At 70.5% G+C, this 14,814-nt stretch carries 12 protein-coding genes; 1 reads left to right on the forward strand and 11 read right to left on the reverse strand.

From position 1 onward, the window contains the following. Window positions 1-24 precede the first annotated feature (24 nt). The 10 genes from JYK04_RS09140 to JYK04_RS09185 all read right to left on the reverse strand — a co-directional run bounded on the left by JYK04_RS09140 (window position 25) and on the right by JYK04_RS09185 (window position 11,718). Entirely contained in the window at window positions 25-1,278 is a 1,254-nt protein-coding gene (locus JYK04_RS09140; protein ID WP_189734692.1) for an FG-GAP repeat domain-containing protein, read from the reverse strand. After that, entirely contained in the window at window positions 1,275-2,057 is a 783-nt protein-coding gene (locus JYK04_RS09145; protein WP_189734694.1) for a hypothetical protein, read from the reverse strand. The genes JYK04_RS09140 and JYK04_RS09145 overlap by 4 nt, the downstream gene beginning before the upstream one ends. Window positions 2,058-2,078: 21 nt before the next feature. Then, a complete protein-coding gene (wecB, locus tag JYK04_RS09150; RefSeq protein ID WP_189734696.1) occupies window positions 2,079-3,275 on the reverse strand; it encodes a non-hydrolyzing UDP-N-acetylglucosamine 2-epimerase in 1,197 nt (398 codons plus the stop codon). Between the two features lie 290 nt (window positions 3,276-3,565). Beyond that, entirely contained in the window at window positions 3,566-5,254 is a 1,689-nt protein-coding gene (locus tag JYK04_RS09155; RefSeq protein WP_189734698.1) for an FAD-binding oxidoreductase, read from the reverse strand. A gap of 6 nt (window positions 5,255-5,260) precedes the next feature. Then, a complete protein-coding gene (locus JYK04_RS09160; protein WP_189734700.1) occupies window positions 5,261-6,547 on the reverse strand; it encodes an MFS transporter in 1,287 nt (428 codons plus the stop codon). Window positions 6,548-6,555: 8 nt separating this feature from the next. Next, window positions 6,556-7,341 carry an SDR family NAD(P)-dependent oxidoreductase gene (locus JYK04_RS09165; protein ID WP_189734702.1) on the reverse strand — a complete coding sequence of 262 codons (786 nt, stop codon included), beginning with the start codon at window positions 7,339-7,341 and terminating at the stop codon, window positions 6,556-6,558. A gap of 121 nt (window positions 7,342-7,462) precedes the next feature. After that, on the reverse strand, window positions 7,463-8,908 hold the full coding sequence (locus JYK04_RS09170; RefSeq protein ID WP_189734705.1) for an MFS transporter: 1,446 nt from the start codon (window positions 8,906-8,908) through the stop codon (window positions 7,463-7,465). Window positions 8,909-8,977: 69 nt separating this feature from the next. Beyond that, window positions 8,978-9,949 carry a ParB/RepB/Spo0J family partition protein gene (locus JYK04_RS09175; RefSeq protein WP_189734707.1) on the reverse strand — a complete coding sequence of 324 codons (972 nt, stop codon included), beginning with the start codon at window positions 9,947-9,949 and terminating at the stop codon, window positions 8,978-8,980. A gap of 200 nt (window positions 9,950-10,149) precedes the next feature. After that, entirely contained in the window at window positions 10,150-11,055 is a 906-nt protein-coding gene (gene galU, locus JYK04_RS09180; protein ID WP_189734709.1) for a UTP--glucose-1-phosphate uridylyltransferase GalU, read from the reverse strand. 57 nt (window positions 11,056-11,112) lie between these two features. After that, window positions 11,113-11,718, reverse strand: coding sequence for a TetR/AcrR family transcriptional regulator (locus JYK04_RS09185; RefSeq protein ID WP_189734711.1), 606 nt, complete (start codon window positions 11,716-11,718; stop codon window positions 11,113-11,115). A gap of 304 nt (window positions 11,719-12,022) precedes the next feature. On the opposite strand from JYK04_RS09185, the gene JYK04_RS09190 reads away from it, so the two are divergent. Then, a complete protein-coding gene (locus JYK04_RS09190) occupies window positions 12,023-13,231 on the forward strand; it encodes an IS701 family transposase (RefSeq protein WP_189734713.1) in 1,209 nt (402 codons plus the stop codon). Between the two features lie 116 nt (window positions 13,232-13,347). Here JYK04_RS09190 and JYK04_RS09195 read toward each other — a convergent pair whose 3' ends face one another. Then, window positions 13,348-14,715 (reverse strand): phosphomannomutase/phosphoglucomutase, encoded by a 1,368-nt coding sequence (locus tag JYK04_RS09195; RefSeq protein WP_202186053.1) that lies wholly within the window; start codon window positions 14,713-14,715, stop codon window positions 13,348-13,350. Between the last annotated feature and the right edge of the window lie 99 nt (window positions 14,716-14,814).

The raw sequence follows: 14,814 nt of genomic DNA on the forward strand, positions 1-14,814 counted from the left end.
CTGCCCGGTGGGGCCGGGTGCCGGCTACTGGTCGATCTCGTTGCGGTAGACCATGAGCTTGGCGTCCTTGGCCACGTAGTAGTTCTGGACGGAGTACGCGATGGTGGCGAAGTCGAGGCGGCCGTCCCCGTTGAAGTCGGCCGTGGCGATGCGGGCGACGGACTCCTCGGAGACCCGCCACTTGGCCCAGACACCGTTGGCCGCGTCGATCGCCTTGTAGTACATGACGCCCTGCCAGGGCCACGGTCCGCGCAGGGCCACGAGGAACTCCTCGTCGCCGTCGCCGTCGAAGTCGGCGCAGACGATCTGGTGGCCGGGGCCTTCGCCGTTCTCGTTGGGGTCGCCGTACACGTCGAGCAGGACGCGGTTCCAGCCGTCGCCCTCGGTGTCCTTCGTGTAGACGGCCACGGTGTTGCCGTGGAAGGGCTCGATGGCGGCGACGTAGGCCATCGGGTCGTCGCCGAGCCGGCCCGCGTTGAGGTCGCCGCTGCCGCGGAAGCCGGTCTGCTCGAACTGGGTGAGCTCGCCCGTGCCGATCAGCTCGCGGACCCACTCCTGGCGGGCTTCGTCGAACCAGAGCCAGGTGACGCCCTCGTCGGACGCCAGCAGCAGGGATTCGAGGTCGGAACCGGGGACCAGGCCCTGCTTCTTCTCGGCGCCGTGGATCATCCGGAAGTGGCTGTCGTCGATGACGGTCATCGGCCACTCCTCCGCAGTGTGCACGTCGTCGGGCTGGGTGAACAGCACGACGGGCAGTACGGCGTGGACGTCCTCCTTGGCGACGATCGGCAGGCCGATGATCTGGAGCCGGTCGGTGCGGGTGAAGTGGCCGGCGCGCAGCCGGTGCATACCGGTGGCGCGGCCGACGTAGTGCCGCTTCCAGCGCGACTCGTCCTTGTCGGGGGTGCCCGGGTTCTCCAGCCAGTCGATCTTTCCGCCTTCGGTGTTGGCGTCGTGGATCGTGCCGATCGGGCCGTAGAGGTCGTAGCAGACGATGACGTCGGGGTGGCCGTTGCCGCTGACGTCGGCGAAGTCGGCGCCGACGGGCATCTTGATGCGGTCGGCTATCAGCCGGCGGGTCCAGTCGCCGTCGTTGGCGTACCAGTAGATCTCGCCGAGCCGCAGCCCGTAGCCGAACAGGTCGGGCTTGCCGTCACCGTCGATGTCGGGCGCCTCCAGCCAGTAGCCGTCGCGGAGCTGGTCGGCGACGACCTCGGCGGTGAACTTCGGGGCGCGCAGGGCGGGCTCGGGGTGCTTGCCGGTGCCGGTGGTGGTCATGAGTGGCTCTCCAGGGAGGTGAGGGCGTTCGCGGGGTGGAGGGTGCGCAGCGCGCGGGGTACGGGGTGGTACTCGATGGCGAGCCAGATGCAGTCGGTGTCGGCCCGGTACTGGTGCCAGGGGTAGTGGTAGGTGCACTGGGGGCCGGTGGCGCAGAAGGGGTCCGGGGTGGTGTAGCCGGGGCTCATCAGGACGTCCTGGTAGAGCGAGGCGTGGTCGCGGTCCCGGAAGCGCTGCATCCGGCCCAGGCCGTGGACCTGGGTGTGGACCTCGATGAAGTCGTGCTGGTTGTGGACGGCGCAGTCGGTGCCGGCGGGTGAGAACCAGAGGTTGGCGCGGACGTTGAACTCGCGCAGGTCCATGGCGCTCTCGCGCTCGCCGAGTACGTGTGCCGGGTCGAACAGGACGGTGTTGATGTCGTCCTGGGGGCTGCGGTACAGGGCGGTCTCGCGGGGGAATGCGCCGGGGCCGAGGAGGTCGGCGAGGTGGGACCAGCCGGGTTCCGCGGTGATGCCGGTGATGTCGGTGCCGTCGGGGGCGGTGCGCAGGAGGAGGAGCGCGTCGGCCTTCTCGATGCGGGTGTCGGCGAGGACGGTCGAGGAGAGCGGGGGGATGGTCTTGCGCGGTGTCTCCGCGATGGTCACGGGCGTCACGCCGGGGTTGACGACGATGGTGCGGCCTTCGACGGTGTAGTCCACGGCGTCACGGACGAGCGCGGCCCTCAGGTAGGGGGTGCTGAAGTTCAGCGGGCGTTCGGCGGCGGACGGGGTGGCGCTCATGCGGCGGTTCCTCTCCGGGGTTCAGGTGCGGGCGAAGTCGGCCGTGCGGGCGAGCTCGACGCTGAGCTCGTCGACGGCGCTGTCGGGGACGAAGGGCTCGGGCGCGGGGCCCAGGCCGAAGAAGTGGGCGAGGGCGGCGACCGTGCGGGTGGTGGCCCGTCCGTCGCCGTACGGGTTGGCGGCGTTGGCCATCCGGTCGTACTCGGCCCGGTCGCGCAGCAGGGCCAGGGTGCGGGTGACGATGCCCTCGGTGGCCGTTCCGACCAGGCAGGCGGTGCCGGCGACGATGGCTTCGGACCGCTCGGTGACGTCGCCGAGGACGAGCGTGGGCTTGCCGAGCGCGGGCCCTTCCTCCTGGCTGCCGCTGCTGTCCGAGACGATGACGTCGGCGCGGCCCATGAGCTTGCAGAAGCTGAGGTAGGGCAGCGGGTCGACGACGGTGATGCTCGGGTGGCTGCCGATGTACGGGAGGAGCGCCTCGCGGACGACGGGGTTGCGGTGCAGCGGGACGACGACGCGCACTCCGGGCTCGTCGGCGATGCGGGCCAGGGCCTGGCCGATCTGCGGCAGGTGCGGCCAGGCCTCGCGGCGGTGGGCGGAGGCCAGGACGACCCGGCGCGGGTCGCGGTCGAGGTCGGCCAGGGCCGGGTCGCCGTAGCTCTCGGCGCGGCCGCTGGCCCAGCGCAGGGCGTCGATGACGGTGTTGCCGGTGACGGTGATCGTGTCGGCGGCGATGCCCTCGCGGAGCAGGTTCGCCAGGTTGCCGGGGGTGGGGGCCAGGTGGAGGGCGGCGACCTGCGCGACGAGTCGTCTGTTGCCCTCCTCGGGGAAGGGCGAGCCGAGCCGGCCGCTGCGCAGTCCGGCCTCGACGTGGACGACGGGGATCCGCTGGTGGAATCCGGCCAGGGCCCCGGTGAGGGTGGTGGCGGTGTCGCCGTGGACCAGGACCGCGTCTGCGGGCGCGGTGGCGAAGTAGTCCTCCAGGCCGCGCAGCGAGCGGTAGGTGACCTGGGAGAGGGTCTGCTTGGGGGCCATCACTTTCAGGTCGACGTCGGCGGTGAGGCCGAAGGCGTCGAGGGTCTCGTCGAGCATCTGGCGGTGCTGCCCGGTGGAGATCACGACGGGCTCGAAGCGCGGGTCGTCCTGGAGGGCGCGGATGACGGGCGCGAACTTGATGGCTTCCGGCCGGGTGCCGAGGACTACGGCGACGGAACGCATGGCTTCCTCTACTTTCTGACGCGTGGGAAATCGAGCCGTGGCGGGGCGTGCGGGGGCGCGGCACGGCGCTGTGCCGCGGGCCTTTCGGAGGTGGTGGCCAGGGGATCGGATCTCACTGCGAGGGGCTTTTCGGCTGCCCTCTTCCGGCCAAGACACAGCTTTCCCGGAGCCGGCCGGACAGTCAACGAACGCCCCCGGCCACTCGAACGGTTGGCCGGGAACGACAGAAGCCCCGCACTCCGGAGACCGGAGTACGGGGCTTCTGACCAGGGGTTACGGGTGGGCCGGGGTCAGCCTCGGGCAGGCTTGATCGACATCGAGTGACGGAAGAAGTCGGACGGGTCGTACTTCTTCTTCACCTGCTGCAGGCGCGGGTAGTTGTCCTTGTAGTAGAGCGTCTGCCAGGGCACGCCGGACCTGTTGCGACGGGGGTCGGTGATGTCACGGTCGGGGTAGTTGATGTAGCAGCCGTCGGTGCTGTCGTCGATCAGCGGTACGCCACCGGTCGCCGAGAAGAAGTCCTCGTACAGGTCGCGCAGCCAGCCCAGGTAGTACGCGTCCTCGCCCTCGTCCTGCCAGAACGTCTGGAAGCACATCTTGAAGATGGACGAGCGCTGCGCGTTCGCCGTCGCGTCGGGTGCCATGGCGTTGACCTGCCCGCCGAAGGAGAAGAGCACCAGCATGGTGTCCGGGTTCTTGAAGTCCGGCCGGCTCATGTACTGGTAGAGCGCGGAGATCTGATGGTCGGTGAAGTTCTTGCGCATGTACGCGGACTTGTGCGCGCCGCGTGAGGTGGGGTTGGTGATGACCGGGTTGTTGGTGCCGACCAGTCTGGTCGCCTGGAGCCAGGGCAGGGTCCTGGGCTCCGCGAACTGTGGCATGGCGGGCAGCTCTCCGGTGGGGCGGGTGAGTGCCTTCGGGGTGACTCCCGTGCCGGCCGTGATGGCCGCCAGGTAGTCGTCGAGCAGTTTTCTGGCGTTCGGCACCGTCGCGTCGACCTGGGTGAACATGCCCAGGCTGCCGTGCGCCTTGGAGCTGACGTTGAACAGGCTGGAGAGGTTGCGGTAGGGGGAGTCGGGCGCGCTGTTGGCGGCGTGCCAGGCACCGAAGTTCTTCAGCAGCCGGGTGAACTTCGCCTCCGTCAACTGCTCCCAGGGGAAGTCGACGGCGCTCACCAGGACCTTCGACGGCGGGGAGATCAGCTGTTCGGAGGGCTCGGAGCCCTTGGCGTCCGGGGAGCGGAACCAGTAGCGGGTGACCAGGCCGAAGTTGCCGCCGCCCCCGCCGGTGTGCGCCCACCACAGCTCCCGGTTCGGGTCGTTCTTCTCCCGGGTGGCCACGACGGTGCGTACGCCGCCCTTCCCGTCCGTCACCACGACCTCCACGGCGTAGAGGTGGTCGACGACCAGGCCGTGGGCCCGGGAGAGCAGTCCGTAGCCGCCGCCGGCTATGTGTCCGCCGGCTCCGACGCTGTAGCAGATGCCGCCGGGGATGGTGACGCCCCAGCCCTTGTAGAGGGCCTCGTACACGTTGATCAGGCGGGCGCCCGCCTCGACGACGAACGCGCGGAACTTCGGGTCGTAGCCGACGTGCGTCATCTCCGAGAAGTCGATGATGACCTGGGTGCCGGAGTGGGCCGCGAAGTCGGCGAAGCAGTGGCCGCCGCTGCGCACCGAGACCCGCTTGCCCGCCCGGACCGCGTCTCTGAGCGCGCGTTCGGCGTCTGCGGTCGAGCGGACCATCTTGATGTAGTCCGGGCGGGCCACGAACCGCTGGTTGTTGCCGGTGGTGAGCATCTCGTAGCGCGGGTCCCCCGGCCTGACGACGGACCCGGTCCCGGCGGCGGCGGCGCGGGCCGCGTCGCCGGAGGCGCTCGGGGCGGCTGCCGCCACGGGGCCGGACAGGGCGCCGGCCACCGCAGCGCCTCCGACGACGGCCGCGCTGCGCGTGAGCATGGTCCGGCGATCGACACCGTTCATGTGCGTCTACCTCGACTTCTGTTCGACGATGGAGTGGGTGCCGGTACCGGCACCCGGTGCGTGCGTGAGTGGTGCGGTGGGGAGCTCTGCGCCGGGCCGCGAGTGCGGCCCGCCGCTCGCGCCGCTCCCGCGGCTGCCATGGCCGCCGTGGCCGCGGCGGTCGAGCCGGCCGGAGAGCGCCGCGGTGCCCAGACCGGCCGCGGCCAGTCCGGCACCGATCCAGGTCGGCGAGGTCCACCCGAGGCCGTGGGCGACGGCGAGGCCGCCGAGCCAGGCCCCGAGGGCGTTGCCGAGGTTGAAGGCCGCGATGTTCGCCGCGGAGGCGAGGGCCGGGGCCCCGGCGGCCTGCTGCATCACACGTGCCTGCAGCGGGGGCACCGTCGCGAATCCGATCGCCCCGAAGGCGGCCAGGGTGATCGCGGCGGGCACGGCGGCGTGCGAGGTGAAGGTGAAGATCACCAGGACCAGGCAGAGGCCGCCGAGGATCAGGTACAGGCTGGGCATCAGGGCCCGGTCGGCGGCCCGGCCGCCGAGTACGTTGCCCACGCACAGCCCGGTGCCGAAGAGGACGAGGAGCCAGGCGACCGCGCCGTCGGAGAAGCCGGCCAGTTCCGTCATCATCGGCGCGAGGTAGGTGAAGGAGGCGAAGACCCCGCCGAAACCGAGGACCGTGGTCGTCAGCGCCAGCCACACCTGGGGCTTGCGGAAGACGGCGAGTTCGCCGCGCAGGGCTCCGCGTTCCGGCGCGGGCTGTGCCGGCACCAGGGCGATCAGACCGAGCAGTCCGACGATCCCGATGCCGGTGACCGCCCAGAAGGTCGAGCGCCAGCCGAACTCCTGGCCCAGGAAGGTGCCCAGCGGTACGCCGAGCACATTGGCCAGGGTGAGGCCGGTGAACATCAGGGCGATGGCGCTGGCCCGCCGGTCGGGGGCCACCAGGTCGGCGGCCACGACGGAGCCGATCCCGAAGAACGCGCCGTGTGTGAGGGCGGCGATCAGCCGCCCGCCCATGAGGGCGGTGTAGTCGCCGGCCAGGGCGCAGAGCAGGTTGCCCGCGATGAAGATGGCCATGAGGACGACGAGCATGGTCTTGCGCGGCAGCCGGGCACCGGCCGCGGTCATGAGCGGTGCACCGACGACCACGCCGAGGGCGTAGCCGGTGACCAGCATGCCGGCGGAGGGGATGGAGACGGACAGGTCGTCGGCGACTTCCGGGAGCAGACCGACGATGACGAACTCGGTCGTCCCGATGCCGAAGGCACCTATGGCGAGGGCGAGGAGGGAAGCGCGCATCGGCCCGGTCAGACCTGTCGCAGGGCGCCGCCGTCGACGCTCCACTCGGCACCGGTGACCTGTCCCGCGAGGGGCGAGAGCAGGTACGCGATGACGCCGGCGACGTCGTCGGGGCTGCCGATGCGGCCGCTGGGGAGTCGGCGTACCTCGCGGATGAAGTGGTCGACGGCCTCGTCGGCCGGGAGGCCGAACCGTTCGCCGAGCTGCTCGGCGAACCCACCGGGGGCGTCGAAGAGCGCGGTCCGGGTGGGCCCGGGCGAGACCACGTTGGAGCGCACGCCGCGTACGCCGAACTCCGCGGCGAGGGACTTGGAGAGGGAGAGCAGCGCCGTCTTGGTGGCGGCGTAGTCGACGATGCCCGGGTCGGGGAAGCGGGCGGCCTCGCTCGCGATGTGTACGAGGGCACCCGCCCCGGTGTCGAGGAGCGCGGGGAGGGCCGCGCGGGTCATGCGGACCGCGGAGTGGAAGTTGACCTCGAAGGTGCTCTTCCACTGCTCGTCGGTCACGTCGAGGAAGCCGGTACGGGACTCCAGTGCGCCGACGTTGTTGACGAGGCCGTCGAGCCGGCCGTGGCGTTCGATGACCGTGTCGGCCACGTGGCGGGCGGCGTCCGGGTCGGTGAGGTCGGCGGCCACGGTGCTGACCCGGTCGCCGAGGGCTTCGGTGCTCCAGGGCTTGCGGGCGACGCCGACGACGGTGGCGCCCTCGGTGGCCAGGAGGCGGACGGTTGCCTCGCCGATTCCGGACGACGCGCCGGTCACGAGGTACACGCGGTCTTCGATACGGAGGTCCATCACGTTCCTTGAGAAGAGGAGACCTTGGGGAGGGAGACCTTGGGGAGGGGGCGCCCCGGCACGGTCGGGGGGAAGAGGCCGTGCCGGGACGCCTCTGGGGGGGGAGGGTCGGTCAGGGGGCTCAGCCGGCGGCGGCGAGGTCCTTCGCGGCCTTGTTCCGGAGGAAGAGGGCGGTGGTGAGGGTGCCGAGGACGACGATGGCGGTGTTGACGATGACCGCGGTGGTGATGCCGGCGTGGATGTCGGTGTTGGCCGCGGCGATCGCCGACATGATCGGCGTACCCATCGTGATACCGACCTGCTGCGTCATGGTCGCCAGACCCGTCGCCATGCCCTGCTCGTGGTCCGGCAGACCGGTGGTGGCCGTCACCATGAACCCGACGATCACCAGCATGTTGCCCACACCACCCGCGAACGTCGCGACCAGCAGCAACCACATGCTCGACGAGGTCTCACCCAGCGCGATCAGACTCAACGTCGCGACCGCCTGCAACACACCACCGATGATCAGTGTGCTGCGGGTGCTCGTCGCCCCGATCACCCGCGGGGCGATCGAACCGCCGATCACCGTGCCGATACCCAGCACACCGAACGACAGACCCGCCGTCAGCGGCGAGAAGTCCAAGACTTCCTGCAGGTACAGCGTCATCAGGAAGACCAGACTCGTCTCCGTCAGGAACGCGATCAGACCCGCGATATTGCCCCACGCCACCGTCTTCTTCTTCAGCACCGACACCGGCACGAGAGGAGCGGCACTCTTCGACTCGATCGCATAGAACACCACCAGCAGCACCACACCCGCCGCCAGCCACGCCAGCGCACTCCCCGAGCCCCAGCCGTGCTCACCGGCCTGGGTCAGGCCGTAGATCAGCGCAAGCAGACCCAGCGTCACCGCCGTGGCACCGGGCAGGTCCAGCTTCGGACGCACCGACGGACGCGACTCCTTGATCACCGCAGGAGCGATGAACAACACCGCCAGCGCCACCGGCACATTGATGAAGAACGCCCACCGCCACGACAGCAGATCCGTCAGGACACCGCCCAGGATCGCGCCCGTCGTGAACCCCGCCGACATCAACGCACCGTTCAGACCCAGCGCCTTCTGACGCAACGGCCCCTCCGGGAACGACGTCGTCAGCAGCGACAGACCCGCCGGCGTCACCGCCGCCGTCGCAAGACCCTGGAACACACGCGCCACCAGCAGCATCTCCGGGCTGGTCGCCAGACCACCCGCCAGCGACGACAGACCCAGCACCGCCAGACCCACCAGGAACAGCCGGCGCCGACCGAACAGGTCCGCCACCCGACCGAACAACAGCGTGAAACCAGCAGCACACAACGCGAACGACGTCGCGATCCACTGCAGATTCGACAACGAGAAACCAAGCCCGTCACCGATCACCGGCAACGCCACATTCAAAATCGAGAAATCAACCGCCAGCATGAACTGCGCCACCAGCAGCACCACCAGCACCAACCTGAGACGCCCATCCAGACGAACGGGCCCCTCGGCTCCTCCCCCCTCCCCTGAACCCGCGTCAACACGCGCTCCCTCGACAACCGACATCGCCATACATCCTTTCGATCACAACTGAGGCCTTCGACTCGAAGGCCGGTACTCGCCGGGGAAGCCGGCTCAGGCAGGGGTTTGCGCCGAGGCGCGGCGCCGGAGTTCTTCGGACAGTTCCTGCCAGTCCCGTGCGCACTGGGCGGCCGCGGCGGCCGCCGTCTCCACGCGGTACGGGGGTATCGCGGCGACGATCCGCTCCCACTGGCGCAGTCCGCTCACCTGGAGGTCGAGCATCCGGAGCAGGAGCCTGCCCGCATCGCTCAGCCTGAGCAGGGGGTCCTTGCACAGGCTGGTGACCAGTACGGGCAGTGGTTGCCCCCGGACCCGGGCGGGGACCGGAGGCGGTGCGGGGGCGGGGGTGTTGCCGGAGCGCCGCTGGGCGGCCGGTACGGGGTCCGCGCCCGCTCCGATCCGGCGCCGTACGTCCCGCACGGTCGAGGGCGCGATGCCCGCCTCCCGCGCGATCTGCCGAAGCGACGCGGTGGGACGGCCGGCCAGCAGCCGGGCCGCGGCCTCCCGGCCGCGGACCGGGTCGGCCGGCCGGACGCGGCCGTCCTGGCCGACACGGCCCGGTGGGGCGGGCCCCGGAGTCTCGCGGCGTCGTAGTGCCCCGACGGTCTTGCCCGCCAGCCCCGTCCGCCGCGCGATGCCGCGGTCGGACCAGTCGGGGTGGGACCGCAGGATCCGCAACGCCGCGGCGGTCCGTTCCGCGTGGGTCAGCGGGAGCCCGTGACTGGTGTTGGCCTCGACCGAGAGCACGAACGCGTCCTCGGCGCTGCCGTCGAAGTACGTCACTCCCACCGTGTCCTGCCCGCGCAGTACGGCGGCCCGCAACCGGTGCGTGCCGTCGATGATCCGCATGGTGGGGCGGTGCACGAGCAGCGGCGGCAGCGTCCGGCCGGACTGCGCGAGGGCCTGTGCATGGCTCTCGTCCACCTGGACGGTGCGGGGGGAATCCGCGGCGCGCAGTGCGCCGACCGGCACCTCGACCGCGACGCCGGGGGTCCGCGTCGCGTGCCGCGGGTTCGGCTGGTCCATGAAGTTCACCTCCTTCTGTGCACTCGGTGCTTCGGGCGCCGCTCCGTTCGGTGGGGCGGCCCCGGGGAAGAAATTACGTAATTACCGTTCGGTAACCAATCGGGAAGCCGAACCCCGTTGAGATCTGGGCAAGTTGGCGAGGGAGTGCCTGGTGGGGTGGGCGACCGCGGAAGTTCCCCGGTCGCCCACCGAGCGGCCGCTCAGACCCCCACGAGCTCTTCCGCCCGTACGAACTCCCTCAGCCAGGCCAGGAATTCGGGGCCCAGGTCCGCGCGCTCGCAAGCGAGCCGGACCGTCGCACGCAGGTACTCGGCGCGGTCCCCGGTGTCGTAGCGCCGGCCGGAGAAGACGACGCCGTGCACGGGGCGGCCGGCCCGGACCAGCGTGCGCAGCGCGTCCGTGAGCTGGATCTCTCCGCCGCGCCCCGGGGCGGTGTTCCGCAGGACCTCGAAGATCTCCGGGTCGAGGAGGTAGCGGCCGATGACGGCCAGGTTGCTGGGCGCGGTACCGGGCTCCGGCTTCTCCACCAGCTCGGTGATGCGTACGCCGTCACCGCCGCCCGACCGCTCCACCGCGGCGCATCCGTACAGGTGGATCGCCTGCGGATCCACTTCCATGAGGGCCACGACACTGCCGCCGAGCCGCTCCCGCACCTCGGCCATACGGGCGAGCAGGGGGTCGCGGGGGTCGATCAGGTCGTCGGCCAGGAGGACGGCGAAGGGCTCCCGCCCGACGTGGGGCGCGGCGCACAGGACGGCGTGCCCGAGGCCCTTGGGGTCCCGCTGGCGCACGTAGTGGATGTCGGCGAGTTCGGTGGAGGCGCAGACGCTCCTGAGTTTGTCCTGATCACCCCGGCGCTGGAGGGCCTCCTCCAGCTCGTAGTTGCGGTCGAAGTGGTCCTCCAGCGGCCGCTTGTTGCGTCCGGTGACCATGAGGATGTCGGACATCCCCGCCGCGACGGCCTCTTCCACCACGTACTGGATGGCCGGCTTGTCGACCACCGGAAGCATTTCCTTCGGGGTGGCCTTGGTCAGCGGGAGGAATCGGGTTCCGAGCCCCGCGGCGGGGATCACTGCTTTGGTTATCCGGTGAGGTGTGGAATTCATGCCACCGACGCTAGGGCGAACCGCGCTCCGCTGGCTTGAATTACCCTGCTTTTCTTCCTACTTGGGCATTTCCGGGTCCGTCGGGGCCGCGATGCCACGCCGGATGAGCCGCCACAGTTCCCCGAGCTCGCCGGTCACCGCGCCATGGCGCTCACCCCGGCCCCGGCGCACCCGGGTGACGACACCGCCCACCAGGTGCGCCGTCAGCAGGGCGACCGGGCACGGGTCGACCTCGGGGTCCAGCTGACCCTGCTCGGCGGCCTGTTCGAGCAGGTCCTTGACGTCAGGGAGCCAGCATCCGCACCAGTCGGGTCCGGCACCCACCCGCTCCTGGGTCAGCCGCGCCGCGGCGCGCACGGCCGCATCCGTCTCGATCAGCCGGCCGAGAGCGAGCACGAGCGCGGAAACGGTGTCCAGCGCCGGGCCGCCGCGGGACGTCACCCCCTCGACCACCCTGCGGGTGGCCGCGCGCCCCGAATCCTCGACGGCGGAAGCCAACTCCCCCTTCGCCGCGAAGTGAAAGGTGAGCGCTCCGATCGAAATTCCGGCGGAGCGGCTCAGCCGGGAAAGCGAGGTCCCGTCGTACCCATTGCTGTCGAATTCAGCGGCGGCCACCGAGATCAGATGATTACGGGTGCGTACGCCGCGCTCTTGCTTCACCACTGCGCTATCACTGCCATCCAGGTCGTTCCTCACTCGCCATTGCACCCCGCGGGGAGACGGCGGCCTCCAGCGTCGCCCCGGCGCCGGCCGCCGACAACGCCGACTTGACGAAGAAGCGCCCATGCCCCGGCCCCCCGGGGACGGCCCGCCCGCGGCTGCGGCACGGGCGCCGCAGGCCGCCGGATCCAACGTGCCGAAGTCGTGGGCGGGGCGCCACGGGTTCGCTAGAAAAAAAACGAACGTTCTGTATTCTATGAGTACTACCGACGGCGCACGCCGACGTCCGCAGTGGAGGGGGAGACAGATGACGACACGGACGAGGACCAGAGCCCTGACTGCCGGTGACACCGCCCTGGCCGACTTCACGGAACGCCTCTTCGGTCACTTACCGAGAGCCGACCAGCGGCGCTGGGCCCGGGTCTACCTGCAGGGACTGCTCACCACCCCGGGAAAGAAGTCCGTACGCAGGCTCGCGGCCTCCGTCACCGAGTCGCCCACGGCGTCCCAGTCGCTGCAGCAGTTCATCAACGCGAGTCCCTGGGACTGGAATCCGGCTCGCACGGAACTGCTCCGGTGGGTGGAGGAACGACACCCCGTGCGGTCCTGGACGATCGGGCAGGTGTGCTTCCCCAAACGCGGTGAGCACTCGGTCGGCGTGCACCGCCGCTTCGATCCGGTCGCCGGACGCATCGTCAACTGCCAGTTGGGGTTCTGCCTCTTCCTGTCCCTGGACGGCATGAGCGTCCCCGTCGACTGGCGGCTGGCGCTTCCCGAGGCCTGGGTGACCGATCCCGTGCTGCGCCGCCGCGCGCGCATCTCCCCCGAGGCCGTCCACCAGGCCCCGGAGGCCCTCGTACTGGAGCTCGTCGACTCGATCGCCGCCCGTACCTCGTCGGCGCATCCGCCGGTGGTCGCCGACCTGAGCCGCCTCGGCAATGCCGCCGCGCTGATCGGCGTGCTCGGCCGCCGCGGGCACGACTTCCTGGTGTCCGTACCGCCTGCTCTCCCGGTCCGCGCCGCCGCCCTGGCGCCCGGCGGGGATCCCGCACGCACGCCCGGGCGCGGTGGGACCACCGCGGGCGACTTCGCCCGGCTGGGCAACACCAGCCACCCGTACACCATGCCGCTCGCCGGCCCCGGTGCCCGTTCGCAACGGCAACAGCAGCAGCGCATCCACTCGGCGCTGGTCCGGGTGCCGGAGGGGGATTCGGCCGGGCGGGGGGCGCAGCAGATCTACCGGCTGTTCGGCGAACGGCGGCCGGACGGACGGAGCGGTGGGCCCGTCTGGCTCACCAATATGAACCGCCACCGGATGGACGACCTGCTGCACCTGGTGCGGGGGTCGGCCCGGTCCGGAGCGGTACTCGGTTCGCTGGCCGACGAGTTCGGGCTCCTCGACTTCGAGGGGCGGTCCTTCCCGGGCTGGCACCATCACATGACGCTGATGTCGGCGGCGTACGCGTATGCGGTGGCGGTACGGGAGCGTGCGGAGCCCGGGCGGCGGTCCGCCTGAGCGGGCGCGGCTCCGGGGAACCCGGCTCCGCCGGGCACCGGGCTCCGCCCGGCCCTGCGCCTCGAACGCCGGCGGGGCTGGATCGGCGGAGCCCGGTTCTTGAGTGCCGCAGTGCCTCAGGCGCGGATGAGGGCCAGGGCCTCGTCGCGGATCCTGGCCAGGGTGGCCTCGTCACGGGCCTCCACGTTCAACCGCAGCAACGGTTCGGTGTTCGAGGCCCGGACGTTGAACCACCAGTCCTCACCCGTCACCGTCAGACCGTCCAGCTCGTCCAGCGTGACCCCCTCACGGCCGCCGAAGGACTCCTTCACCGCCGCCAGGCGGGCCGCCTGGTCACCGACCGTCGAGTTGATCTCCCCCGAACCCGCATAACGGTCGTACGAAGCCACCAGCCCCGACAACGGCCCGTCCTGACCACCCAGCGCCGCCAGCACGTGCAACGCCGCCAGCATGCCCGTGTCCGCGTTCCAGAAATCCTTGAAGTAGTAGTGCGCCGAGTGCTCACCACCGAAGATCGCACCCGTCTTCGCCATCTCCTCCTTGATGAAGGAATGACCCACCCGGGTCCGGACCGGCGTGCCACCGTTCTCCCGCACGACCTCCGGAACCGACCACGAGGTGATCAGATTGTGGATCACCGTGCCGGCGCCGCCATTGCGCGCCAGCTCACGCGCCGCGACCAGCGCCGTCACCGCCGACGGGGACACACCCATACCGCGCTCGTCCACGATGAAACAGCGGTCCGCGTCACCGTCGAACGCGATCCCCAGATCCGCACCCTCCGCCAGCACCCGCGCCTGCAGATCCACGATGTTCTTCGGATCCAGCGGATTCGCCTCGTGGTTCGGGAACGTCCCGTCCAGCTCGAAATACATCGGAACCAGGTCCAGCGGCAGGCCCTCGAACACCGTCGGGACCGTGTGACCGCCCATCCCGTTGCCCGCGTCCACCACCACCTTCAGCGGACGGATCGACGCCAGGTCCACCAGACCCAACAGATGCGCCGCATAACCGGGAAGACTGTCCAGCTCCGTGACCGTCCCGGGAACCGTGCCCTCCGCGACCGGCGGCGCACCCTCGTCCGACCACTTCTCCACCAGAGCCCGGATCTGCGACAGACCCGTGTCCTGACCCACCGGAGCCGCACCCGCACGACACAGCTTGATCCCGTTGTACCGCGCCGGATTGTGCGACGCCGTGAACATCGCACCCGGCAGACCCAGCGAACCCGACGCGTAATACAGCTGATCCGTCGAACACAGACCGATCAACGTCACATCCACACCCCGCGCCGCCGCACCCCGCGCGAACGCCCCCGACAGACCCGGCGACGACGGACGCATGTCATGACCGATCACGATCGCCGCAGCGCCCACGACCTCCACGAACGCGGCACCGAACAGCCCGGCCAAGGACTCGTCCCACTCGTCCGGCACGACACCACGCACGTCATACGCCTTGACGATGTTCGAAAGGTCGGGCATTTCCACTCCTTCAGGGGTGACCGGCTGTGCTTGGGACGCTACCCGCCTCCCAGCTCGACACAGCCCGCCCACGCCCCATCCCGCTGAGGCTTTGGCAGA

It is taken from the genome of Streptomyces nojiriensis, assembly GCF_017639205.1.
Lineage (GTDB): Bacteria > Actinomycetota > Actinomycetes > Streptomycetales > Streptomycetaceae > Streptomyces > Streptomyces nojiriensis.

Coding starts and splice junctions, on each gene's coding strand:
- JYK04_RS09140 (WP_189734692.1), bottom strand. CDS start 1,278: ATGACCACCACCGGCACCGGCAAGCACCCCGAGCCCGCCCTGCGCGCC.
- JYK04_RS09145 (WP_189734694.1), bottom strand. CDS start 2,057: ATGAGCGCCACCCCGTCCGCCGCCGAACGCCCGCTGAACTTCAGCACC.
- wecB (WP_189734696.1), bottom strand. CDS start 3,275: ATGCGTTCCGTCGCCGTAGTCCTCGGCACCCGGCCGGAAGCCATCAAG.
- JYK04_RS09155 (WP_189734698.1), bottom strand. CDS start 5,254: ATGAACGGTGTCGATCGCCGGACCATGCTCACGCGCAGCGCGGCCGTC.
- JYK04_RS09160 (WP_189734700.1), bottom strand. CDS start 6,547: ATGCGCGCTTCCCTCCTCGCCCTCGCCATAGGTGCCTTCGGCATCGGG.
- JYK04_RS09165 (WP_189734702.1), bottom strand. CDS start 7,341: ATGGACCTCCGTATCGAAGACCGCGTGTACCTCGTGACCGGCGCGTCG.
- JYK04_RS09170 (WP_189734705.1), bottom strand. CDS start 8,908: ATGTCGGTTGTCGAGGGAGCGCGTGTTGACGCGGGTTCAGGGGAGGGG.
- JYK04_RS09175 (WP_189734707.1), bottom strand. CDS start 9,949: ATGGACCAGCCGAACCCGCGGCACGCGACGCGGACCCCCGGCGTCGCG.
- galU (WP_189734709.1), bottom strand. CDS start 11,055: ATGAATTCCACACCTCACCGGATAACCAAAGCAGTGATCCCCGCCGCG.
- JYK04_RS09190 (WP_189734713.1), top strand. CDS start 12,023: ATGACGACACGGACGAGGACCAGAGCCCTGACTGCCGGTGACACCGCC.
- JYK04_RS09195 (WP_202186053.1), bottom strand. CDS start 14,715: ATGCCCGACCTTTCGAACATCGTCAAGGCGTATGACGTGCGTGGTGTC.